The organism is Pseudomonas sp. KBN10P06128 (genome assembly GCF_037574945.1).
In the GTDB taxonomy this organism is placed as follows: Bacteria; Pseudomonadota; Gammaproteobacteria; order Pseudomonadales; family Pseudomonadaceae; genus Pseudomonas; species Pseudomonas aeruginosa.
In genome coordinates this window covers 4,525,091-4,546,881 of sequence record NZ_JBBELR010000001.1, presented here as the reverse complement: position 1 = coordinate 4,546,881, position 21,791 = coordinate 4,525,091, and the positions used below count along the sequence as shown (strand labels likewise).

21 protein-coding genes and 1 tRNA gene are annotated in these 21,791 nt (G+C 65.6%); 10 read left to right on the top strand and 12 right to left on the bottom strand.

Annotation, left to right across the window (positions count from 1 at the left end):
• Nucleotides 1–107 precede the first annotated feature (107 nt).
• Nucleotides 108–2,285 (top strand): bifunctional 23S rRNA (guanine(2069)-N(7))-methyltransferase RlmK/23S rRNA (guanine(2445)-N(2))-methyltransferase RlmL, encoded by a 2,178-nt coding sequence (gene rlmKL, locus VQ065_RS21270; RefSeq protein WP_003091273.1) that lies wholly within the window; start codon nt 108–110, stop codon nt 2,283–2,285.
• A 67-nt stretch (nt 2,286–2,352) separates the two neighbouring features.
• Here rlmKL and dacB read toward each other — a convergent pair whose 3' ends face one another.
• Entirely contained in the window at nt 2,353–3,783 is a 1,431-nt protein-coding gene (gene dacB, locus VQ065_RS21265) for a D-alanyl-D-alanine carboxypeptidase/D-alanyl-D-alanine endopeptidase (RefSeq protein WP_003091272.1), read from the bottom strand.
• 310 nt (nt 3,784–4,093) lie between these two features.
• Here dacB and VQ065_RS21260 point away from each other — a divergent pair, with 310 nt between their 5' ends.
• From VQ065_RS21260 to VQ065_RS21250, 3 genes are all read left to right on the top strand, one after another.
• Complete coding sequence (locus VQ065_RS21260) at nt 4,094–4,438, top strand: YggL 50S ribosome-binding family protein (protein ID WP_003091271.1); 345 nt, start codon at nt 4,094–4,096, stop codon at nt 4,436–4,438.
• 426 nt (nt 4,439–4,864) lie between these two features.
• Complete coding sequence (locus tag VQ065_RS21255; protein WP_003091268.1) at nt 4,865–5,488, top strand: response regulator transcription factor; 624 nt, start codon at nt 4,865–4,867, stop codon at nt 5,486–5,488.
• Between the two features lie 13 nt (nt 5,489–5,501).
• Entirely contained in the window at nt 5,502–7,727 is a 2,226-nt protein-coding gene (locus tag VQ065_RS21250; RefSeq protein ID WP_003091266.1) for an ATP-binding protein, read from the top strand.
• Between the two features lie 10 nt (nt 7,728–7,737).
• Here the strand turns inward: VQ065_RS21250 and VQ065_RS21245 are convergent, their stop codons facing one another.
• The 4 genes from VQ065_RS21245 to VQ065_RS21230 form a co-directional block, all read right to left on the bottom strand.
• On the bottom strand, nt 7,738–9,069 hold the full coding sequence (locus tag VQ065_RS21245; RefSeq protein WP_003091265.1) for a deoxyguanosinetriphosphate triphosphohydrolase: 1,332 nt from the start codon (nt 9,067–9,069) through the stop codon (nt 7,738–7,740).
• A gap of 117 nt (nt 9,070–9,186) precedes the next feature.
• Entirely contained in the window at nt 9,187–9,510 is a 324-nt protein-coding gene (locus tag VQ065_RS21240; protein WP_003091264.1) for a hypothetical protein, read from the bottom strand.
• Nucleotides 9,511–9,523: 13 nt separating this feature from the next.
• Entirely contained in the window at nt 9,524–9,904 is a 381-nt protein-coding gene (locus tag VQ065_RS21235; protein WP_003091263.1) for a phage holin family protein, read from the bottom strand.
• Nucleotides 9,905–9,907: 3 nt separating this feature from the next.
• Nucleotides 9,908–10,237, bottom strand: coding sequence for a DUF883 family protein (locus tag VQ065_RS21230; protein WP_003091262.1), 330 nt, complete (start codon nt 10,235–10,237; stop codon nt 9,908–9,910).
• Between the two features lie 470 nt (nt 10,238–10,707).
• Between VQ065_RS21230 and VQ065_RS21225 the strand changes: the two genes are divergently transcribed.
• Complete coding sequence (locus VQ065_RS21225) at nt 10,708–11,916, top strand: ammonium transporter (protein WP_003091258.1); 1,209 nt, start codon at nt 10,708–10,710, stop codon at nt 11,914–11,916.
• Nucleotides 11,917–12,100: 184 nt separating this feature from the next.
• Here VQ065_RS21225 and opdQ read toward each other — a convergent pair whose 3' ends face one another.
• The 4 genes from opdQ to VQ065_RS21205 all read right to left on the bottom strand — a co-directional run bounded on the left by opdQ (nt 12,101) and on the right by VQ065_RS21205 (nt 15,946).
• Nucleotides 12,101–13,366: a porin OpdQ gene (opdQ, locus tag VQ065_RS21220; protein ID WP_003091257.1), complete on the bottom strand. Its 1,266-nt coding sequence runs from the start codon at nt 13,364–13,366 to the stop codon at nt 12,101–12,103.
• A gap of 168 nt (nt 13,367–13,534) precedes the next feature.
• Nucleotides 13,535–14,401, bottom strand: coding sequence for an MBL fold metallo-hydrolase (locus VQ065_RS21215; RefSeq protein ID WP_003091254.1), 867 nt, complete (start codon nt 14,399–14,401; stop codon nt 13,535–13,537).
• Nucleotides 14,401–15,333 carry a pyridoxamine 5'-phosphate oxidase family protein gene (locus VQ065_RS21210; protein WP_003091252.1) on the bottom strand — a complete coding sequence of 311 codons (933 nt, stop codon included), beginning with the start codon at nt 15,331–15,333 and terminating at the stop codon, nt 14,401–14,403. The genes VQ065_RS21215 and VQ065_RS21210 overlap by 1 nt, the downstream gene beginning before the upstream one ends.
• Nucleotides 15,334–15,349: 16 nt before the next feature.
• The gene (locus VQ065_RS21205; protein WP_003091251.1) at nt 15,350–15,946 is read right to left on the bottom strand and encodes a glutathione S-transferase family protein; all 597 of its coding nucleotides are present in this window, start codon (nt 15,944–15,946) and stop codon (nt 15,350–15,352) included.
• Between the two features lie 165 nt (nt 15,947–16,111).
• On the opposite strand from VQ065_RS21205, the gene VQ065_RS21200 reads away from it, so the two are divergent.
• The 3 genes from VQ065_RS21200 (at nt 16,112) to VQ065_RS21190 (ending at nt 18,724) form a co-directional block, all read left to right on the top strand.
• Nucleotides 16,112–16,669: a TetR/AcrR family transcriptional regulator gene (locus VQ065_RS21200; RefSeq protein WP_003091250.1), complete on the top strand. Its 558-nt coding sequence runs from the start codon at nt 16,112–16,114 to the stop codon at nt 16,667–16,669.
• A 45-nt stretch (nt 16,670–16,714) separates the two neighbouring features.
• A complete protein-coding gene (locus VQ065_RS21195) occupies nt 16,715–16,954 on the top strand; it encodes a glutaredoxin family protein (protein ID WP_003109620.1) in 240 nt (79 codons plus the stop codon).
• 366 nt (nt 16,955–17,320) lie between these two features.
• A complete protein-coding gene (locus VQ065_RS21190; protein WP_003091248.1) occupies nt 17,321–18,724 on the top strand; it encodes a hypothetical protein in 1,404 nt (467 codons plus the stop codon).
• 57 nt (nt 18,725–18,781) lie between these two features.
• Here the strand turns inward: VQ065_RS21190 and VQ065_RS21185 are convergent.
• The 3 genes from VQ065_RS21185 to mobA form a co-directional block, all read right to left on the bottom strand.
• Nucleotides 18,782–18,858 (bottom strand) — tRNA-Pro (locus VQ065_RS21185).
• 153 nt (nt 18,859–19,011) lie between these two features.
• A complete protein-coding gene (locus tag VQ065_RS21180; RefSeq protein WP_003091247.1) occupies nt 19,012–19,233 on the bottom strand; it encodes a YgdI/YgdR family lipoprotein in 222 nt (73 codons plus the stop codon).
• Nucleotides 19,234–19,363: 130 nt separating this feature from the next.
• The gene (gene mobA, locus VQ065_RS21175) at nt 19,364–19,960 is read right to left on the bottom strand and encodes a molybdenum cofactor guanylyltransferase MobA (RefSeq protein ID WP_003109495.1); all 597 of its coding nucleotides are present in this window, start codon (nt 19,958–19,960) and stop codon (nt 19,364–19,366) included.
• A 66-nt stretch (nt 19,961–20,026) separates the two neighbouring features.
• On the opposite strand from mobA, the gene moaB reads away from it, so the two are divergent.
• Nucleotides 20,027–20,566, top strand: a complete 540-nt coding sequence (gene moaB / locus VQ065_RS21170) for a molybdenum cofactor biosynthesis protein B (protein WP_003091240.1) — start codon at nt 20,027–20,029, stop codon at nt 20,564–20,566.
• Nucleotides 20,563–21,780, top strand: a complete 1,218-nt coding sequence (locus VQ065_RS21165; RefSeq protein ID WP_003091238.1) for a molybdopterin molybdotransferase MoeA — start codon at nt 20,563–20,565, stop codon at nt 21,778–21,780. Before moaB ends, VQ065_RS21165 begins: the two co-directional genes overlap by 4 nt.
• Nucleotides 21,781–21,791 lie beyond the last annotated feature (11 nt).

The following is a 21,791-nucleotide window of genomic DNA, read 5'->3' as shown; positions in this document are numbered from 1 at the left end:
GCGAGCAACGCCGGGAGCGTTCCGGCAATCGAACCACGGCACCTGGTGCCAAAGAAGTGCCCATGAGGGTGCTTCCACTGACAAGGGCTACGGCCCGGGAAGGCGATATGGCTGATGTTTACGAATTGTTTCTGACCTGCCCGAAAGGCCTGGAAAGCCTGCTCCTCGAAGAGGCGCAGGGGCTCGGCCTGGACGAGGCGCGCGCCCAGGTGTCGGCGGTGCGCGGACAGGGCAGCCTGGAGGTGGCCTATCGCCTCTGCCTGTGGTCGCGCCTGGCCAACCGGGTCTTGCTGGTGTTGGCGCGATTCCCGGTGGAGAACGCCGAGTCCATGTACATGGCGGTCCACGCGGTGAACTGGGAAGACCACCTGGACGCCGGCGGCACGCTGGCGGTGGAGTTCAGCGGCAAGGGCTCGGGCATCGACAACACCCATTTCGGGGCGCTGAAGGTCAAGGATGCGATCGTCGACAACCTGCGCGAGCGCTCCGGCCGACGTCCGTCGGTGGACAAGGTCAATCCGGACGTGCGCGTCCACCTGCACCTCGACCGCGGCCAGGCGACCCTTTCCCTGGACCTCTCCGGGCATAGCCTGCACCAGCGCGGCTATCGTCTGCAGCAGGGCGCCGCGCCGCTGAAGGAGAACCTGGCGGCGGCGGTGTTGATCCGTGCCGGCTGGCCGAAGATCGCCGCCGAGGGCGGTGCCCTGGCCGACCCGATGTGTGGCGTCGGCACCTTCCTGGTCGAGGCGGCGCTGATGGCTGCCGATATCGCGCCGAACCTCAAGCGCGAGCGCTGGGGCTTCAGCAATTGGCTGGGGCACGTGCCGGCGCTGTGGCGCAAGCTCCACGAGGAAGCCCAGCAGCGCGCGGCGGCCGGCCTGGCCAGGCCGCCGTTGTGGATTCGCGGCTACGAGGCCGACCCGCGCCTGATCCAGCCGGCGCGCAACAATATCGAGCGTGCCGGAGTGGCCGACTGGGTGAAGATCTACCAGGGCGAACTGGCGACTTTCGAGCCGCGCCCGGACAAGGGCCAGACCGGCCTGGTGATCTGCAACCCGCCCTATGGCGAGCGCCTCGGCGACGAAGCCAGCCTGCTGTATCTCTACCAGAACCTCGGCGAGCGCCTGCGCCAGAGCTGCATCGGCTGGAGCGCCGGGGTGTTCACCGGGGCGCCGGAACTGGGCAAGCGCATGGGTATCCGCAGCCATAAGCAATACGCGTTCTGGAACGGCGCGCTGGCCTGCAAGCTGCTGATGTTCCAGGTCGAGCCGCGCCAGTTCGTCACCGGCGAGCGTGGCGAACGCAACGACGAAGGCCTGGCGCGGGCGCCGAGCGAGCCGGCACGGCTGAGCGAGGGCGGGCAGATGTTCGCCAATCGCCTGCAGAAGAACCTCCGGCAACTGGGCAAATGGGCGCGCCGCGACAAGATCGAGTGCTATCGCCTGTATGACGCCGACATGCCGGAGTATGCCCTGGCGGTGGATATCTACGGCGATTGGGTTCACGTCCAGGAGTACGCCGCGCCCAAGTCGATCGATCCGGCAAAAGCCCAGGCGCGCCTGTTCGACGCCCTGGCGGCGATTCCGCAGACCCTGGGCGTTGCCCAGGAGCGGGTGGTGGTCAAGCGCCGCGAGCGCCAGGCCGGCAAGAAGCAGTACGAACGGCAGAGCAGCGAGGGCAAGTTCCACGAGGTGGGCGAGGGCGATGTGCGCCTGCTGGTGAACCTGACCGATTACCTGGATACCGGGCTGTTCCTCGATCACCGGCCGATGCGCCTGCGCATCCAGAAGGAGGCGGCCGGCAAGCGCTTCCTCAACCTGTTCTGCTATACCGCCACGGCCACCGTGCATGCGGCCAGGGGCGGCGCGCGCAGCACCACCAGCGTCGACCTGTCGAAGACCTACCTGGACTGGGCGCGGCGCAACCTGTCGCTCAACGGCTTTTCCGACAAGCAGCGCCTGGTGCACGGCGACGTGATGGAGTGGTTGCGGGAAGACGATGGCCAGTACGAACTGATCTTCATCGACCCGCCGACCTTCTCCAACTCCAAGCGCATGGAAGGCGTATTCGACGTGCAGCGCGACCACGTCGAACTGCTCGACCTGGCCATGGCGCGGCTGGCGCCGGGCGGAGTGCTGTATTTCTCCAACAACTTCCGCAAGTTCGAACTGGACGAGAGCGTGCAGGCCCGCTATGCGGTCGAAGAGATCACTGGCGAAACCCTCGATCCGGATTTCGCGCGTAATCCGAAGATCCATCGGGCCTGGAGAATCACCGTTCGCTGAGGCGAGCGGTATTCATGCAAAAGGCCGCCGGCGGGCAACCGCTGGCGGCCTTTTTTCGTACTGCGCCTTATTTCCGCGCGTGCAGGCTCAGCAGTACCTGGTCGAGGATCGCCGAAGCGCCCCACGGCCGCGGGCTGTTGAGGATCGCCACCACCACCCAGTTGTGGCCGCTGGCGTCGCGGCTGAAGCCGGCGAGGGCGCGCACGGTGTTGAGGGTGCCGGTCTTCACGTGCGCCTCGCCGACCAGTGCGGTGCGCCGCAGGCGTTTGCGCATGGTGCCGTCGAGGCCCGCCAGCGGCAGCGAGGAGATGTACTCCGCTGCATAGGGGCTGTGCCAGGCGGCTTGCAGCATCGCCGCCATCTCACGGGCGCTGACCCGTTCCTGGCGCGACAGTCCCGAGCCGTTCTCCATCACCAGGCGCGGCGCGGTGATGCCCTTGCGCGCCAGCCACTGCCGCACCACCCGCTGCGCGGCCTGGGCGTCGTCGCCGTCGGCGCTGTTGCGGAACTGCGCGCCGATGGAGAGGAACAACTGCCGGGCCATGGTGTTGTTACTGTATTTGTTGATGTCGCGGATGATCTCGACCAGGTCTGGCGAGAAGGCCTTGGCGATCAGCGTGGCGTTGCGCGGTACGCTGCCCTGGCGGTCCTTGCCGAGGATGCTGCCGCCCAGTTCCTGCCAGATGCCGCGCACCGCGCCGGCGGTGTAGCCGGGGTGGTCGAGCAGCGACATGTAGGTCTGCGCGCTACAGCCCTGGGGAATCTGTCCGGTGGCCAGCAGGGTGGTGCCGTCGAACTGGGTCACCGGGCTGAAGCGCAGCTTCGGCCAGGCCGGGCAGGTGGCCGGCGCGGTCATCTTCACCTGGTTGTCGATGCGTACGTTGGCCAGCGGCGGGTCCATCTGCACGTTGACCTTGTTGCCGTCGGTGCGCACCACCATGCGCACGCTCTTCAGGTTGACCAGCAGCGAGTCCGGACCGACCAGGAACGGCTTGGTGTCGTCGCCGCCGTCGTCGTTGAATACCGGCAACTGCGGGATATTGAAGTAGCTGCGGTCGAGTACCAGGTCACCGGTGACCTTGGTCACGCCATTGGCGCGCAGGTCGCGCATCAGCAGCCAGAGCTTCTCCATGTTCAGTTTCGGATCGCCGCCGCCCTTGAGGTAGAGGTTGCCGTTGAGCACTCCGTTCTTGAGCTGGCCGTCGGTGTAGAACTCGGTCTTCCACTGGTAGGTCGGGCCGAGCATTTCCAGGGCGGCATAGGTGGTGAACAGCTTCATGGTCGAGGCCGGGTTCACCGATACGTCGGCGTTGTAGTAGGTGGGGTTGCCCGGGCCGTCGAGCGGAATCAGCACCAGCGACAGATCGTTGCCGGTCAGCTTGTTGGTCTGCAGGGCTTTCTGCACGTTGGCCGGCAGGGTGGCGTTGACCTGGGCGAGGGTGGGAAGGGCGAAAGGCAGGAGCGTGGCGAAGGCAAGAGTACGCAGCGACTTGAACATTAATGAAGAACCCTTGAAGACGGAGGGTAGAAAATGAAATGAAGATGAAAAACGAAGCGAACCTGAAAAAAGAGACGGGCATCACGCGAAGAGGCCGTCTTGCTCATTATGCCGCAAGGCGGATAACGATGCGCTGGAGTTTCGCGGAGTTCGCCGTCATATCGCCGAATGGTCGGAACTGGTAGAGTGCGCCGGCAATCCGGCCGCGCCGCGCGGAGCTTGCCGGGGTTCGCCCGCGGCTCCAGCGGCGTCGGCTACTGTCTGTAATGCGAGGCTCCGCCAATGGAGCGTCAATCCAGGAGATGCCGCCATGGCTACTAATCGTTCCCGCCGCCTGCGCAAGAAATTGTGCGTCGATGAATTCCAGGAGCTGGGTTTCGAATTGAACTTCCACTACAAGGAAGGCGTGGATGCCGATGCGGTGAACGCTTTCATGTTGCGCTTCATCGATCAGGCGATCGAAGCCAACGAACTGACCTATGGCGGCTGCGACGAATTCGGTTTCGTCTGCCTGGCGCGCCGTGGCTCGGTCAATGAAGAGCAGCGGGCCCTGATCGAGGCCTGGTTGAAGCAGCAACCGGAACTGGCCAGCGTCGAGGTCGGCGCGTTGGTCGACGCCTGGTACCCGGAACAGCCTGTCCTGCCGAAGCTCTAAGCGATAGCGCCGCCATCCCGCCCGAGGATGGCGGTCGCGTTTTCCCTCCCTTTCAATCCTGCTCCGGCGCTATCTGGCCCTGCGCCCCTCGTGCTTCCCTTTGCCCTGCCGAAGGCATGTCGGCGGCTTGTGGCCGTACATGCGGATAGCAATACTCCGAAGTCCCTGACGAACTATTCAACTCGCTCTGGCAGATAACGAGCCGGGAGAGCGCGTATATATGCGGGTGTTTTTCATGCAGATAACCAGGCCAATTGCTTGGCAATATACGAGGTTTTGAATTCGCCGTAAGAAATAAATTAAGTTTCCGTGAGAATATTCCTTAAAGTATATGAGTTGCCATCGAATATCTCGACAATATGGCTCCCGTCTATATCTTGCTCAGGAGAATTTTTTCTGAATTTTTATTGGCAAGGAAATCAGACAATGAGCCGTATCCTGATAGTCGACGATCATCCCGTGATTCGCATGGCCATGAAGATGTTGCTGGAAGCCGAAGGGCACCAGATCGTCGGCGATACCGATAATGGCGTGGATGCCATCAGCCTCGGGCGGGAGCTGAAGCCGGACCTGGTCATCCTCGATATCGGCATTCCCAGGCTGGACGGCCTCGAGGTCATCAGCCGCCTGATGGTGCTGGCGTTGCCCCTGAAGATCCTCGTCCTGACCGGCCAGAGCGCCTCGCTCTTCGCCCTGCGCAGCATGCAGGCGGGCGCCGCCGGGTTCGTCTGCAAGCAGGGCGGACTGGCCGAACTGGTGACGGCGGTGAATGCGGTCGCCTCGGGATACAGTTACTTTCCCAGCTCGGCCATGCGTCCTGTGCAACAGGGCGCCTATTCCGACGATGTGGAATTGCTCGGACGCCTGTCCGATCGCGAAGTATCGGTATTGCAATACCTCAGCCAGGGTTATTCGAACAAGCAGATATCCGAGCAGATGTTTATCAGCAACAAGACCGTCAGCACTTACAAGGCGCGCTTGTTGTTGAAGTTGAACGCCGGCTCGCTGGTGGATCTCATCGAGTTCGCCAAACGCAATACGCTTATCTAAGGGCCGGAACCGAATGAAGTTCCAGAAACGCAGTGCGTGCATGCTCGGCCTGCTTCTCATATTCGCCTGCATGGCGGGATATGCCGTTCCGGCGAGGGCGACGGCTGGCGAATATGCTTCCCTGCTCCGGATTCCCGCTCCGGATTGCCCGGAGGGCGCCGATGCGGTCGTCGAAGCGCCGCTACACCAGGCTGCCGACGGGCTGCGCTCGCCGTCCCCTTCCAGCCTGGTGCTCGGCCTGCTGGTGGCCTGCCTGGTCTGCGTCGGATGCCTGGGCTGGAATACCGTCCTGCAGCTCAGGCTCAGGCGTTGGCAACGTACCGAAGCCGACCTGAGCGGCCGCCTGGCATTGAAGCAGGCGCTGGTCGACGGGATTCCCTACCCGGTGAGCATCCGCACGCTCGACGGTCGCCTGCTGGCCTGCAACCGCAATTACCTGGAAAGCCTGCGGATGACCCGTGAGCAGGCCCGCGGCACCCTGTTGACCGATTCCGACTGGGTCGAGGGCAGCAAGGCACGGCTCATGCACCAGCAGTGCCTGGCGGTGGCTCGGGGAGGAACGGCGAGCTTTACCGACATGGCGGTGCGCATCGGCGGGCAATTGCTGGAGATCCACCATTGGGTCACGCCCTACAGGGATCGCCAGGGCCGGGTGCTCGGCCTGATGAACGGCTGGATCGACATCACCGAACGGGAGCGCCTGGCCCGCCAGTTGCGCGAGGCGATGCGCCAGGCGGACGAGGCGAATCGGGCGAAGAGCGTCTTCCTGGCGACCATGAGCCACGAGATCCGTACGCCGATGAATGCGGTCATCGGCATCCTCGAACTGGTCCTGCAGCGCCTGGCGCCGGAGCAGCGCGAACGCGCCTCGCTGGAGGTCGCCTACGAGGCTGCGGGGTCGCTGCAACTGCTCATCGGCGACATCCTCGACGTCGCCAAGATCGAGTCCGGCCACCTGACCCTCACGCCCGAGCGGGTTCGCCTGCGCCATGTCGTGGAGTCGGTGCGCCGCATGTTCGAAGGCCTGGCCCGGCAGAAGGGCCTGAGGCTCGTTGTGGAGCTGGACGATGCCCCGGGACGGGACGTGCTGATCGATCCCCTGCGCTTCAAGCAGGTGCTCTCCAACCTGGTGAGCAATGCGATCAAGTTCACCGAGCGGGGACAGGTGACGATCCGTCTCCAGGAAAGGAGCCTGGACGAGGGGAGGGCGATCGTCCGGGTGGGCGTGGAGGATTCCGGTATCGGTATCGCTCCGGCGGACCAGGCGCGCCTGTTCCAGCCTTTCATCCAGGTGGCCAAGGGACGCACGGTGCAGGGCGGGACCGGCCTTGGGCTGGCGATCTGTCGGAAGTTGGTGGACCTCATGGGCGGCGATGTCGAGATGCACAGCGAGCCGGGCAAAGGCACCCGGGTGTCGCTCGACCTGCTCTTGCGCCAGTGCGGGCCGAAAATGCCTGAATCCGGCCAGGACCCGTTGGCAGCATCCATGGAGCCGTCTCGCCGCCTGCATATCCTCATCGCCGACGACTATCCGCCCAACCGGGTACTGCTGCGCCAGCAACTGGAGTTTCTCGGCCACCGGGTGGCGGAAGCGGAGGATGGCCAGGTGGCGCTGGAGCTCTGGGCCGACGAGCGCTTCGAGGTGCTGATCAGCGACTGCAACATGCCGCGCCTGAACGGCTATCAGCTGGCACGCAGGATACGCATCCAGGAACGGTGCGAGCGGCGCGCGCCGATCCTGATCCTCGGCTATACCGCCGACGCCGAGCCGGACGAGGTACAGCGCTGCCGCGACGCGGGCATGGATGATTGCCTGTTCAAGCCGCTCGGCCTGGAGACCCTGCGCAACTACCTCGCGACCTCTTTCGGCCGCGACGCCGCGCAGCCCCGGGGGCTCTATGACGCGGACGCTCTCAGCAGCCTCGGCGGCGGCCGCCCGGAACGGCTGCGCGAACTGCTGGAGACCCTGCTAGGCAGCAACCGTCAGGACCTCCAGCGCCTTGCCATCCTCCTGCGCGAGGGCGACAGGGCCAGGCTCGCCGAGCATGCCCACCGCATCAAGGGCGCCGCGCGGATGATCGGGGCGCGTACCCTGCTGGAGGCCTGCGAGGCCCTGGAGGACGCCTGCCGGCGAGGTGGCGACGGGGAGTGCCTGCAGGCGCCTGGCGAAAGACTCCGGCTGGCCCTGGAGGCGTTGCAGGAGGAACTCCAGGAGCAGTTGGCGGCCGCTGCGGTATGAGCCCTTCCGTTCAGGAGGGGCTCGAGCGTCCGGTCATTTCCCGGGCCATTTCCGTGGCGTAGCTGTCGGTCATGCCGGCGATGAAATCGATCACCTGGAGGAAGGCGCGGTACAACGGCCACTGCGGGTCGGGCGCGTTGCGTCCGAGCAGGTCGAGGATGCGCCGGTTCTTGAACGACGGCGTATGCCCGCCGTATTGCTCCAGCGCGGCGCCACAGAAGGCGTTGAGGAGGATCTCCAGAGTGGTGTAGGCGCCGATCTCGTGGAGGGTCTTGCGCTTGTCCTGGAAGATCTTTTCCCGGGCGATGGCCTTGGCCCGCTGCACGCAGAGCTTGGCCGGGCCGTGCATGTGTTCCACCAGGTCGCCGGCAAGCTGCCCGGCGAGCAGGGCCTGCTGCTGGTCGACGAAGGCACGGGCGGCGGCATTGGTCAGGTGCTCGATGGCCTTGCCGCGGAGGATCGCCAGTTTACGCCGGCGGGAGTCCCTGGGGCCGAGTTGGCGATAGGTGTCGGGCAGGTCGTCGCCGACCAGGCCGAGCAACAGCGCCTCGACCTCGCTGTATTCGAGCAGCTCCATTTCCAGGCCGTCTTCGAGGTCGATCAGGCCGTAGCAGATGTCGTCCGCCGCTTCCATCAGGTAGACCAGTGGATGGCGAGCCCAGCGCTCGTCGTCGAGTTGCGGCATGCCGAGCTTATGGGTGATCTGCTCGAGCAGCGGCAGTTCGCTCTGGTAGCAGCCGAACTTGTGCTTCTTGTAGCCCAGCGCTTCGGCGTGGCGCGAGGTCCAGGGGTACTTCAGGTAGGTACCCAGGGTGGCGTAGGTCAACCGCGTGCCGCCGTCGAACTGGTGGTATTCCAGTTGGGTGAGGACCCGGAAGCCCTGGGCGTTGCCTTCGAAGTGGAGAAAGTCGGAACGCTCGGCGTCGCTCATTTCGTCCAGCCAGCCACGTCCGGCGGCTTGCTGGAACCAGTTGCGGATCGCGTCTTCGCCGGAGTGCCCGAACGGTGGGTTGCCGATGTCGTGGGCCAGGCAGGCCGACTGGACGATGACCCCGAGGTCGCTGGGGTCGCACCACTCGGGTAGTTCCTCGCGGAGGATCTCGCCGACCCGCATGCCCAGCGAGCGGCCGACGCAGGCGACTTCCAGGGAGTGGGTCAGGCGGGTGTGGATGTGATCGTTGCTGGAGACCGGATGGACCTGGGTCTTGCGTCCGAGGCGGCGAAACGCGCCGGAGAAGATGATCCGGTCATGGTCCTTGTGGAAGGCGCTGCGGCCCAGTTCATCGTTGCTGTGTACCGGCTTTCCGAGCCGTTCGCGGGTGAGCAGGGTCTGCCAGTCCATCGGGAATTCCAGGGATGCGCTGAGGCGATGCGGACACGCTAACGGTTTGCCTCGGCAAGCTCAATCCTCGCGTTGGGGGAAACGGAGGGCGCCGACCGCTGCCGGTCGGCGCATCCTTCAACGGCCTTTCTGCTTGCGCAGGCCGAGCAACAGCGGGGCCAGGGCGACGCCCAGGCGCAGCAGACGCTGCCAGCGTCCGCCCTTGCCAAGCAGTACGCTCAGCAGTGCGGCTCCGCCGGCGCCCCAGAGCGCCGCATTGCCACCGCCGAACAGTTGCTGGCTGAGGTTGTGGCCCAGCCCCTGGGCCTGGCGGAAGGGTTGCACCAGCAGTTGGCTTTCGCGGCGCAATTGCTGGCGCTGCATTTCCAGGCGCAGGCGGATCACCGCCTTGCGCAATTCGCGACGCGACAGTCCGGCCGCGTTCACCGGTAGTTGGCTCATGCGCGTTTCCTTGTCATGGCAGCAGTCGCTCGCGGTCGTTGGCCAGTTCTTCCAGGGTAGCGCTGAACGGCGAGCTTTCGTCGTTGATCGACTGGTACAGGCGCCAGCCGCAGAACAGCGAGCCGATCACGTAGAACAGGCACAACCCGAGCGCCGCTGCGAGCCGGTTGGTGTCCCAGAACACGATCAGCACCAGCAGCGACAGGCCGACCAGCAGGAGCAGGGCGAATACCAGGGCCAGCCCGGCGAACAGCAGCAGGCGCAGGGTGTTGGCCTTCTGTTCCTGCAGCTCGATGCCGAACAGCTCGACGTGACCGTGCAACAGGCCGAGGAAGGCGGCGCCGAAGCGCCGCAGGGAGGGGCGGCCGTCCGCCGGGTCCTTTCCTTCGCTCATGGCTCAGCGCCGGCTGACCAACAGGCCAAGCAGGAAGCCGACGCCGGCGGCGATGCCGATGCTCTGCCAGGGGTGTTCGCCGACGTACACCTCGGTGGCGTCCACCGCGGCCTGGCTGCGTTCGCGGACGTTGTCCTTCAGCGAGTCCTTGGTGTCGCGCAAGGTGTCGCGAGCGCGCTTGAGGCTGTCGTGGATCTTGCCGCGGATTTCTTCCGCCTGGTCGCCCGCCACGTCGGCGGTGCTTTGCAGGAGTTTCTCGGTATCGGCGACCAGTGCCTGGAATTCAGCCAACAGTTCATCCTTTGCAGCGTTTGCAGTGGTCTTGCGGGGCATGACGAGCTCCTCTGGTCATGGGGTGTGTTTTTTTCGAGCCGAGCGCGGGGCGGAAGGTTCAACCGATGGGTAATTTCCGCGCGTTGCCGGTCGCTCCCGGCGCTCCTTTCATTAAAGACTGCCACAGCGTGCCTGTCGGCGCGGCTGCGGCGAGATGACGCCCATCCGGCTGCCTCGCAACGGGGCGCGAACTGGTATGGCGCTTGCAATTCCCTGGTGCGTACGTCGGCCGGAATGCCCCTTGCGAGGGCGCCAGGCGCTCCCGGAGGGTACTTCGGGATGAACGTCCAACCCAATGAAAATCAAGGAAAGTCCGGGAGCTTTCCATGCTGGCTCAAGCACCTTGCGAAACGTCCGCCGAAGAAAAGCGGCGGTTCGCACGACGACTACTGCTTCGTCATGGTGCGTTGAAGGGTGGGCGTGGGCGTTTCTGGTGCTTTCTCTACTACGCGCGAAGGCTGCCTCAATCCATGGATAACCTGAATAGTGCGGTGCAAGTCCTGATCCACGGCTCCAATACCCTGTTCATCCTGCTCGGAGCGGTGATGGTGCTGGCGATGCACGCCGGCTTCGCCTTCCTTGAGGTGGGCACCGTGCGCCTGAAGAACCAGGTCAACGCCTTGTCGAAGATCCTGTCCGACTTCGCCATCTCGGCGCTGGCCTATTTCTTCGTCGGCTACTGGATCGCCTACGGCGTGACCTTCTTCCACCCGGCAGCGGCGCTGACCGTGGACAGTGGCTATGCGCTGGTGAAGTTCTTCTTCCTGCTGACCTTCGCCGCGGCAATCCCGGCGATCATCTCCGGCGGCATCGCCGAGCGTGCCCGGTTCGGCCCGCAGTTGTGCGCCACGGCGCTGATCGTGGCCTTCGTGTACCCGTTCTTCGAAGGCTTGGTGTGGAACGGCAATTTCGGCTTGCAGGAATGGCTGAAGTTGGAGTTCGGCGCACCTTTCCACGATTTCGCCGGCTCCGTGGTGGTGCATGCGCTGGGCGGCTGGCTGGCATTGGCGGCGGTGCTATTGCTGGGCAGCCGCAACGGCCGCTATCGCGACGGCAAGCTGGTGGCGATGGCGCCGTCGAGCATCCCGTTCCTGGCACTGGGGTCGTGGATCCTGATCATCGGCTGGTTCGGCTTCAACGTGATGAGCGCCCAGACCCTCGCTGGGGTCAGCGGGCTGGTGGCGGTCAACTCCTTGCTGGCGATGGTTGGCGGCACCATGGCGTCGCTGCTGATCGGCCGCAACGACCCGGGTTTCCTGCACAACGGTCCGCTGGCCGGGTTGGTGGCGGTGTGCGCCGGTTCCGACCTGATGCATCCGATCGGCGCGCTGGCTACCGGCCTGGTGGCGGGGGCCCTGTTCGTCTGGGCGTTCACCGCGACCCAGGTGCGCTGGAAGATCGACGACGTCCTCGGTGTCTGGCCGTTGCACGGTCTTTGCGGGGTCTGGGGCGGGATTGCCTGCGGCATCTTTGGCCAGCAGGCATTGGGTGGGCTCGGCGGGGTGAGCCTGGCCAGCCAGGCGCTCGGCAGCCTGCTGGGGGTGACGGTGGCTTTCGCCGGCGGCCTGTTGGTCTATGGGCTGATGAAGGCGCTGCTGGGCATCCGCTTGAGCCAGGAGGAGGAGTACTACGGCGCGGACCTGTCGATCCACAAGATCGGCGCGATCAGCCACGAATGAGGGGGCGGACTTCCTTGGTCCGGTGGGGTATCGGCGGATAACGCCCCAGGCGCTATCCGTCCTGCACGCTGCGAGCGAGGCATCCCGCCATGAAAGAGGCCACCCAAGGGTGGCCTCTTCGTTCCGCCGCGGGGCTCTGGGGAGGGGCGGATGGCCGTAGCGCGGCTATCCGCGGGGCCTGCCGTTACCAGAGCGGCAGCGTGTAGCTGACGATCAGGCGATTTTCGTCGTAGTCGTTGGTGTAGTTGGTGCGCATGGTCGCGTTGCGCCACTTCACCCCGAGGTTCTTCAACGGGCCGCTCTGGAACACGTAGGCGATGTCCATGTCGCGTTCCCATTCCTTGCCTTCGCCCGAGGTGGTCAGCAGGTCGATGTTGTCGCCCTTGACGTAGCGGGTCATGAAGGTCAGGCCGGGAATGCCGACGCCGGCGAAGTTGTAGTCGTAGCGCGCCTGCCAGGATTTCTCGTCCTTGTTGGCGAAGTCGCCGATCTGGATGAAGTTCACCAGGTAGGGGTCGGCGCCGTTGATGTAGGCGAAGCCGGTGTCGCCGCTCATCTTCTGGTAGCCGACGCCGAAGGCGTGGTAGCCGAGGCTGTAGGTGAACATGGCGTTGAGCGCCTTGTTGTCGACGTTGCTGGAGCCGTCGTCGGTGGAGCGCGCCCAGCGGATGTCGGATTTCAGCGACTGCTTGTCGGCGATCGGCAGGGTGTGCACCAGGCCGAGGTAATGCTGCTTGTAGAAGTTGTCGAGCTTGCCGTAGTGGTAGCTGGTGCTGAGGTTGTCGGTCCACTTGTAGCTGCCGCCGGCGAAGTCGAACTTGTCCGAAGTCAGCCCGGAACGGACCACGATGTTGCGCTTGCCGCCACCGGTGATGGTCATGTCCTCGTTGTCCGAGGAGTCGCGCTGGTTGACCTTCTTCAGGCGCCCGGCGTCGAGGGTCAGGCCGTCGATCTCCATGGAGTTCAGCGCGCCGCCCTGGAAGGTCTGTGGCAGCAGGCGGCTGTCGTTGGGCATGATCACCGGCAGCTTGGGGGTCAGGGTGCCGATCTTCAGGGTGCTCTTCGACGCCCGCAGCTTGGCGGTGATCCCTGCCTCGCCATAGTCGTCCTGGGCGCGGCCGGTCTCGCGGTCGCGCTTGAGCAGGCCGGTGCCGCTGCGGTCGGGGCTGGAGTCGAGCTTCACCCCGAGCAGGCCGATGGCGTCGACGCCGAAACCGATGGTGCCCTCGGTGTAGCCGGACTCGTAGCGCAGGAGGAAGCCCTGGGCCCATTCCTCGGCCTTGGACTGGCTGGCGCCTTCCTGGCGGAAATCACGGTTGAAGTAGAAGTTGCGGAGTTCGATGCTGGCCTTGCTGTCCTTGATGAACTCGGCATGGGCCAGGGTTGGGACGGTAATGCTGGAACCCAGCGCGGCAAAAGCCACGGCACGGGCGATCGGGGTCATGCTCATTGTTATTGTCTCCTCGAGCGCTTGGGGCAGGCCGATGGCGGCGGCGTGACGCCACGTCGGCCTGTGACAGCCCGGTTACTTAAGCACTACAGGAAGACGGCCACTGTTAGACATTAGTCGAGGGTGGCCGCGAATTGGCACGAACCCTGTCTAGGACGGGCTTTCCCGCTATTCCAGCCAGTGCGGGAAGTAGCCCAGGGCGGCCTGGACCCGCGCATCGTGCGCCGGAATCACGCTCAGGCGCGGGTCGCTGCGGAGGAGCAGGCGGATCTTCGCCAGTTGCGCGAGGGTGCGCGCGGGATCGCGATCGACCAGGGCGCGGCCGGCGAAGAACTTCTGCCGTGGGCCTTCGACGCCTTCGAGTCGCCAACTGGTGTCGCCGCTGAAGAACAGCCGGCGCCCGCTGTCGAGGGTGACGAACAGACCGACCGAGCCGGGCGTATGGCCGGGCAGGGGGACCAGCACCAGGCGGCCGTCGCCAAACAGGTCGAGGCTTTCGTCGAAGCCCATGAACGGCTGCGGATCGAAGCTGTAAGGTCGCCAGCGCACGCCATGGCGGAATTGGCTGGGGAAGGCGGCCGGCGGGGTGGCGATGCGGCTGAAGGTGATCTCCTCGTAGGGTGCCCAGACCGGTACTTCGGGGAAGTCGACCAGGCCCGAGGCGTGATCCCAGTGTGCGTGGGACAGCAGGATGCGATCGACGCGGATACCGGCGGCGTCCAGTTGGTCGCGCGCCGGGGCGACTTTCTGGTAAGCGAACAGCGGCGCCGCCCACCAGGGCATGTCGGCGCGGAACTGGGCGTCGATGTCGCGCCCCAGGCCAGTGTCGAAGAGCAGGGTGGCGGCATGGTGCTCGATCAGCACCGCGGTATGGCTGAGCGGCACCCGGCGCACCCAGGAGCCGCCGTCGACGGTGAGCGCATCGAGGGTTTCCACTCCCGAGGTGCGCAACAGGGCGACTCGCATTTCCGCCGCCTGCACCGGCAGGACGAGGAGGGCGATCAACAACGAGGCAAGGCGATACAGGAAAGGCATCAAGATTCACCGGCAGGAAGAAAAGGGGATGGCTGGGGCTCGCCGAATGCCAGCGGCAGGCGGCCGCGCCGCCAGCGCCAGCCTGCGGGGCGCAACGCCAGCAGGCGCTCGGCGCCGGCGGGCCAGGGGATGGATGGCTGCGAACCCGGCCAGAACAGCTCGGCCTCGGCGTGCAGGTGCAGCAGGTCGCCGTTGTCGAAATCGATGAACAGGAGGCCGCAGCGAGGCTCCTGGAGCAGGTTGCCGAGGGTATTGAACAGGCGGTTGCCGGCGTAGTCGGGCAACCACAGGCGGCCATCCGCGCCGAGCCGGAGAAAACCCGGCGGCCCGCCCCGATGGGAGACGTCGACGCCGCCCCTGAGTGGGTCGGCATGCTGGCTGGCGATGAACAGCGTAGCGCTGCGCGAGACCAGCGACAGCCAGCGCGGATCGAGTCCTTCGCCCTGCAACGCGGGACTTGCGATCCTGGAGACGGGCTGATGGCTGCGCGCCTGGATGTACTTGGGACAGTTGCCGAAGGACTGCTCGACGCCGACCGTGAAACCCTTTCCGTCCCGCGCCAGGACCCGTCCATTCATGCGGTTGCGGCGGCGGGTCGGCCATTCCAGGCCGAGGATGCCGAGGCGGGTGCCGGCCTCGAGATTGGCCGCCAGCGGATCGTCCGCTTGCGGCAGGCTGTCGATGCGCAGGCGGGTCGGTTCCGGCGAACGGGCGAAGCCGGGGGGGCCCCAGAGCACCGAGGCGCTGGGGTAGCCGTCGGCGTCGAGGCTGCCCACCAGCAACAGCGGTAGCAGGGCGAAGAACTCCCGATGCTGGTCCGGCATGAAGGTGCGGATCGCGCGGCTGCCGAAGCCGGCGACCTGCTCGCGAACGCCGGCGCGTTCCTGGATCGCCAGTTCGCCGGCGTGGAAGGGGCTCTGTTCCTGGCTCATGCTGCCTCCTGTCGAGCTACAGGCCGGGCATCGGGATGTAGCCGGGCAGCGCGCGGATGCGGGCGATCCAGGCGTTCAGCGCCGGGTAGTGGTCCAGCGCCAGGCCGCCCTCGGGGGCCAGGGCCAGGTAGGGGTAGAGGGCCACGTCGGCGATGCTCGGCTGTTCGCCCTGGGCCAGCCAGCGATGCTCGGCCAGGTGCCGCTCGACCAGGCGCAGCACTTCCAGGCCTCGCTGGTGGGTCTGCTCGCGATCCAGCGGCAGGTCGAAGCGGGCGATCAGCCGGGCGCTGGCCGGACCGTTCTGCACCTCGTTGGCCGAATAGCTGAGCCAGTAGGCGATTCGGCCCTGGCTGACGGGGTCGAGCGGATACCACACGGGATCGGCATGGCGTCGCGCCAGATAGACGAGGATGGCATGGGAGTCGCCCAGTTGCAGCTCGCCGTCTTCCAGCACCGGGATCTGCCCGCGGGGATTCATGCGGAGGAAGGCTTGGGTCTTGTGCTCGCGGTTGAGGAAATCGACCGGCCGCAGCGTCGCCTCGCGGCCGATGAGGGAGAGGAACAGGCGGACCTTGTAGGCGTTGCCGGAGAGATCCAGGTCATGGAGTTTCATCTGAGGGTTCCAGGCGGGTATTGGTGTCTGGATATTAGACAGACAGGTCTGTATATTTCAAGGCACGCGTTCGCCTTTTTCCGTCGGTATTCGTCCGGGGAGCGACGCAGAGCGGTTCAAGGGGGCGGCAGGGTCGCGCATAATGGGCCGCTCAGGAGGCTTTCCATGACATCCCGCAAACGCGAGCAACTGCTCAGCACCGCCGTCGACCTGTTCTATCGCGAGGGTTACCACGCCACCGGCATCGACCGCATCCTGGCCGAATCCGGCGTGGCGAAGATGACGCTGTACAAACACTTTCGCTCGAAGGACGAACTGATCATGGCCGCCCTGGAGGTGCGTCGGCAGCGCACCGCCGAACGCATGCTCGAAGCCGAGGCACGGTTGCAGCCGCGCGCGGCGATCCTGGCGGTGTTCGATGGTCTGCAGGAGTTTCTCCAGGACGAGGCGTTCCGTGGCTGTGCCTTCATCCATGCCGCCGCCGAGTTCCATGAGCGCTCGCATCCGATCCACTGCCAGGCGGCCGAGCAAAAGGCCTTCGTCGAAGCCTACTTCCAGCGCCAGCTGGAGCGCCTGGGCGTGCGTTCGGCGGCACTGCTTGCGCGGCAGTTGCAATACCTGATGGAGGGCGCCCTGGTGATGGCGCACATCCACGGGCCGGCGGACCAGGCCCGCGAGGCCCGGCAGGCGGCCGAAAGTCTGTTGCAGGTCGCTGGCATCTGAGCGCGGGTGCTACCATCGCCGCGAAACACTGCACAGGTCCTTTCGATGCCCCCGGAATGCCAACTCTTCGGAACCCTCGGTTGCCACCTCTGCGAAGTCGCGGAGGCGGTGCTGATGCCCTTCGTCGAACATGGCCTGCTGGTCGAACTGGTGGACATCGCCGACGACGAAGCCTGGGTCGAGCGCTATGGCCTGCGGATCCCGGTGCTGCGCCGCTGCGACAATGGCGCCGAGCTGAACTGGCCGTTCGAGGCCGAGCAGGTCGCAGCCTTCCTCAGCCGCTGATGCCTATTCATTCGCGCTAAGCGCGGCACCGCTGGTAACCCCGCGCGCTATGCGCAAACCGGACTGCGTTCCGCTTCCTTCCCCCATGCCGCGCGGTGCCTGGCTTCGGCGATGCTGGCGAAGCGATGCATAGGCGTTTCTCAATGGTTTTCATAGCCTGAGCCTATTGGCTCGGCAGGCTGCGTTCGGCTAGGCCTAAGGGCGATGGATAAACCCTGAGTTCCCTTCAGGACTGACTGGAAACAGCCGGGAACCCGCGTGGCGCAGGACGCGTCGCAGGTCGTTCGGTCCGCTGTCGCGGACCGCCGGGGTGTGGGGTCGGGACGACGAGGCTCGGCGTTTCCTCATAACGAAAGAGGACGCCTGATGAAAACGCCCGCCTGGACGCGCCATGCCCTCTGGGTCATGCCGCTCGCCCTGGGGCTGCAATCCGCCGTGGTCGCGGGGGATGAGCAGCCAAGCAAGACTTCCAGCTATTCGCCGGTGGTGATCAACGAGGACTTCGCCACCATCATGAAGCGCATGACGGCGAACAAGCCGTCGATCGAGCAGGCCCACAAGACGCTTCTCGAGCAGCGTTACGATCTCAGCGACAGGCCGGCCAAGGGTGCCAGCATGACGCGCGGCAAGCCGCTGCAGGAAGGGGGCCGGGTGAAGCTGCCGGCCGGCACCAGCTGGGAGGAGCTGGCCAGGCTGAGCCCCGAGGAAATCCGCAAGCAGGGGCTGTTCCCCGGTGGCTTCCTGCCGCTGCCACACCCCAACCATGCCGAAGGCGGGATGGTCTTTCCCAAGTTCCTCATCGACGAGATCAAGCGCCAGGAAAGCCGCGACCTGACCCGTTTCGACCTCGACTACGACCTGCCGGACCACTTCCTGCCGGAATTCCCGGCACCGATGTTCCTTACCACCCGGCCTGACCTGGGCGATGTGTCCAAGGGCAAGCTGGTGACCATCGACAACTATTTCGAGCTGTTCAACGGGATTCTCAATCCCAAGCAACTGGAAGGGCTGCGCCTGCTGCTAACGGCCTTTCCGCAGCAGCAGTTCAACCTCACCGACGATCGCCGTAGCGAGCATCCGAGCCGCGGCGTGGCCTGCTTCGACTGCCATGCGAACGGCCACACCAATGCCGCTACCCACCTGGCCGGCGATGTGCGCCCGCAACCGTTCCGCCACCGCATCGACACGCCGACGCTGCGCGGGGTGAACATCCAGCGGCTGTTCGGCTCGCAGAGGGCGCTGAAGACCGTCGAGGACTTCACCGAGTTCGAGCAGCGTGCCGCCTACTTCGACGGCGATCCGGTAATCGCCACCAAGAAGGGGGTGAACGTGCTCGAGCGTGGCAGTCAGGTGCATTTCATGGGTGAGTTCCAGGCGCTGCTGGACTTCCCCCCGGCACCGAAGCTGGATGTGGAGGGGCGGCTCGATCCGCGCAAGGCCAGCGAGCAGGAATTGCGTGGCGAAAAGCTGTTCTACGGCAAGGCGGCCTGCGCCGGGTGCCATGCGCCGCCTTACTTCACCGACAACCTGATGCACAACCTGAAGGTGGAGCGCTTCTACGATCCGAAACTGGTCAATGGCGTGATGGCGTCCGCCGACGGGCCGATCAAGACCTTCCCGTTGCGCGGGATCAAGGATTCGCCGCCGTACCTGCACGACGACCGCCTGCTGACCCTGGAGGACACGGTGGAGTTCTTCAACCTGGTGCTGGAGCGCAAGCTGTCCGCGGAAGAGAAGGGCGACCTGGTGGCCTACCTGCGTACCCTGTGAGAAAGACCGAATCGCAGGCAATAAAAAACCCGCCGTTGAGGCGGGTTTTTCGGGATATGGTCGGAGCGACTGGATTCGAACCAGCGACCTTCTCGTCCCGAACGAGACGCGCTACCAAGCTGCGCTACGCTCCGTTTTGTTGGGGCGCATTCTACAGAAAAAGTTTTGGTACACAAGGGGTTAGATGAACTTTTTTTCGAGCCCCGGTTTCCCTGGGCGGAAAAGCAAAGACCCCGTCGCTCGTTCGAGTCGACGGGGTCTTCAGGAAAACCTGTTACGCGACGGTATCAGAGTTCCTTGACGGTGCGGACCTGGTCCTTGTTCACGCGGGCGCGCTTGCCGTCGAGCTGTTCGAACTCGTAGAAGCCGGAATCCTCGTCATAGGAAGGGGTGTCTACGGCCTGGATTTCACGTCCGTCGTTGAGGGTGATCACGGTAGGGCTGGAACAACCCGCGAGGGCGCCGAGGCCTACGGCGAGGAGGAGGGCGGGTAGCATCCGCTTGATCATTGCGCAGTTCTCCTGTGCGGTCAGACTTTGAAGTTACGAGTTTCTGACAGACGAGTTCTAGGAAGAGTTCCCCCCTAAAAACGAGTGTTCCCCCACCTTCGAGAAAATTCGACTCGACGTCCCTTCCGTTTTACTTCAGTTCGCGGTGATTAGCCAACAGCTCGGGGGTGTTCAGGTTGGCCAGCCGCGGATCGCCCGCGGCCAGCTCGATGGCCTCCGCGCCAAGCGGCAACAGGACGTGGCGTGGGCTACGGTCGCCCTGGCGCCAGGCGTGTTCTATCTCTTCGGCCAGGTGCGTCGGGATCAGGCTGAACAGCGGTTCCCACTGGCCGCCGCAGCGCAGCATCCAGGGGCGCGCCGGTGTGCGGCCGGCGGCCTGCAGCAGGGTTTCCAGCAAGGCGCGGTCGATGCGCGGCGCGTCGCAGGGCAGCACCAGCAGCCAGGGATGCCGGGCCACCGCCAGGCCGGCGCGGATGCCGGCGAGCGGGCCGGGGAAGTCTCGGCTGTCGTCGCTCACCAGGCGGTCGGCATAGGCCGCATAGCGTTCCTGGTTGCGGTTGCAGGAGACGATCAGGTCATCGGTGAGCGGGCGCACCAGGCGATGCAGGTGGGCGATCAGGGGCAGGCCCTGCCACTCGATCAGGCCCTTGTCGCGACCGCCCATGCGCTGGCCGCGGCCTCCCGCCAGGAGAAGGATGGAGCAGGGGGGCAGGGCGCTATCGGGCATCTGGGGTCTCCGTGTCGGGCCTGTGATATAACACCGCGATCACGTCCACAAGCAAGGGCCAACCCCATGAGCCACAAGGCCGAAACGGCATTCGTGCCGTTGAACATCGCCGTCCTGACCGTCAGCGATACCCGTACCCTGGAAACCGATACCTCAGGCCAGTTGTTCGTCGACCGCCTGACCGAGGCCGGGCACAACCTGGCCGCTCGCGTGCTGCTGAAGGATGACCTGTACCGGATCCGCGCACAGGTCGCGACCTGGATCGCCGAGGACAGCGTGCAGGTCGTGCTGATCACCGGCGGCACCGGTTTCACCGGCCGCGACAGCACCCCGGAAGCGGTGGCCTGCCTGCTGGACAAGCAGGTGGACGGCTTCGGCGAGCTGTTCCGGCAGATTTCGCTGGCCGACATCGGTACCTCCACCATCCAGTCGCGGGCCCTGGCCGGGCTTTCCAACGGTACCCTGGTCTGTTGCCTGCCGGGCTCCACCAATGCCTGCCGCACTGCCTGGGAAGGCATCCTCGTCGAGCAACTGGACGCCCGTCATCGCCCGTGCAACTTCGTCCCGCACCTGAAACAGGCGGCGCCCTGCGAGAGCCGCGGGTGAGCGGCTGCTGCGAACAGCCGGGGCTGATGCCGGTCGAGACGGCGCTGGAACGGCTCCTCGAACTGGCCGCGCAAACGCCTATCGATACGTGTGAGCAGGTGCCCCTGGAGCAGGCTGGCGGCCGCGTGCTGGCGGTCGACCTGCTGGCCGGCCTGGACCTGCCGCCGTGGCCAAACAGCGCCATGGACGGCTACGCCTTGCGCCTCGCCGACTGGAACGGCGAGCCACTGCCGGTCAGCCAGAAGATCTTTGCCGGACAGGCGCCGGAGCCGCTGCAAGCGGGTACCTGTGCGCGGATCTTCACCGGTGCGCCGCTGCCGGAAGGCGCCGATCTGGTAGAGATGCAGGAAAACGCCGAAGCGCTCGACGATGGCCGCGTGCGCTTCACCCAGCCGTTGCGCGCGGGCCAGCATGTGCGCCCGCGTGGCCAGGAAATCCGCCAGGGCGACCTGGTCCTGCCGGCCGGCACGCGCCTGCGCTCCATCGAACTGGGGCTGGCGGCTTCGCTCGGCTGCGCGACCCTGGAGGTGCGACGCAAGCCGCGGGTGGCGCTGCTGTCCACCGGCGACGAGCTGGTCGAGGCGGGCCAGCCGCTGCAGGCCGGGCAGATCTACAACAGCAACCGTCCGTTGCTCAAGGATTGGCTGCAACGCCTGGGCTGCGACGTGCTCGACGCCGGTATCCTTCCCGACGACCTGGCACGTACCCGCGAGCGCCTGGCCGGGTTGGCCGGGGTGGACCTTATCCTTTCCACTGGCGGCGTATCGGTGGGCGAGGCCGACTTCCTCGGCATGGCGCTGCGCGAAGCCGGCGAGCTGACCCTCTGGAAGCTGGCGATAAAACCCGGCAAGCCGCTGACCGTCGGCCAGTTCCAGAGCATCCCGGTGATCGGCCTGCCGGGCAATCCGGCTTCGACCCTGGTCACCTTCGCCCTGCTGGCGCGTCCCTACCTGCTGCGCCGGCTCGGCGTGGCGCAGGTCGCGCCGCTGCGGGTGGAGGTACCGGCCGGCTTCGCCTGGACCAAGGCGGGGCAGCGTCGCGAGTACCTGCGTGGTCGCCTGGAGCAGGGCCGCGCGGTGCTCTATCCGAACCAGAGTTCCGGGGTACTGCGCAGCGCTTCCTGGGCCGAGGGGCTGGTGGAGGTCCGCGAGGGACGTACCCTCGTGGAAGGCGAGGGCGTGGCGTTCATTCCGCTGAGCGAACTGCTCGACTGAGCCGACGGTGG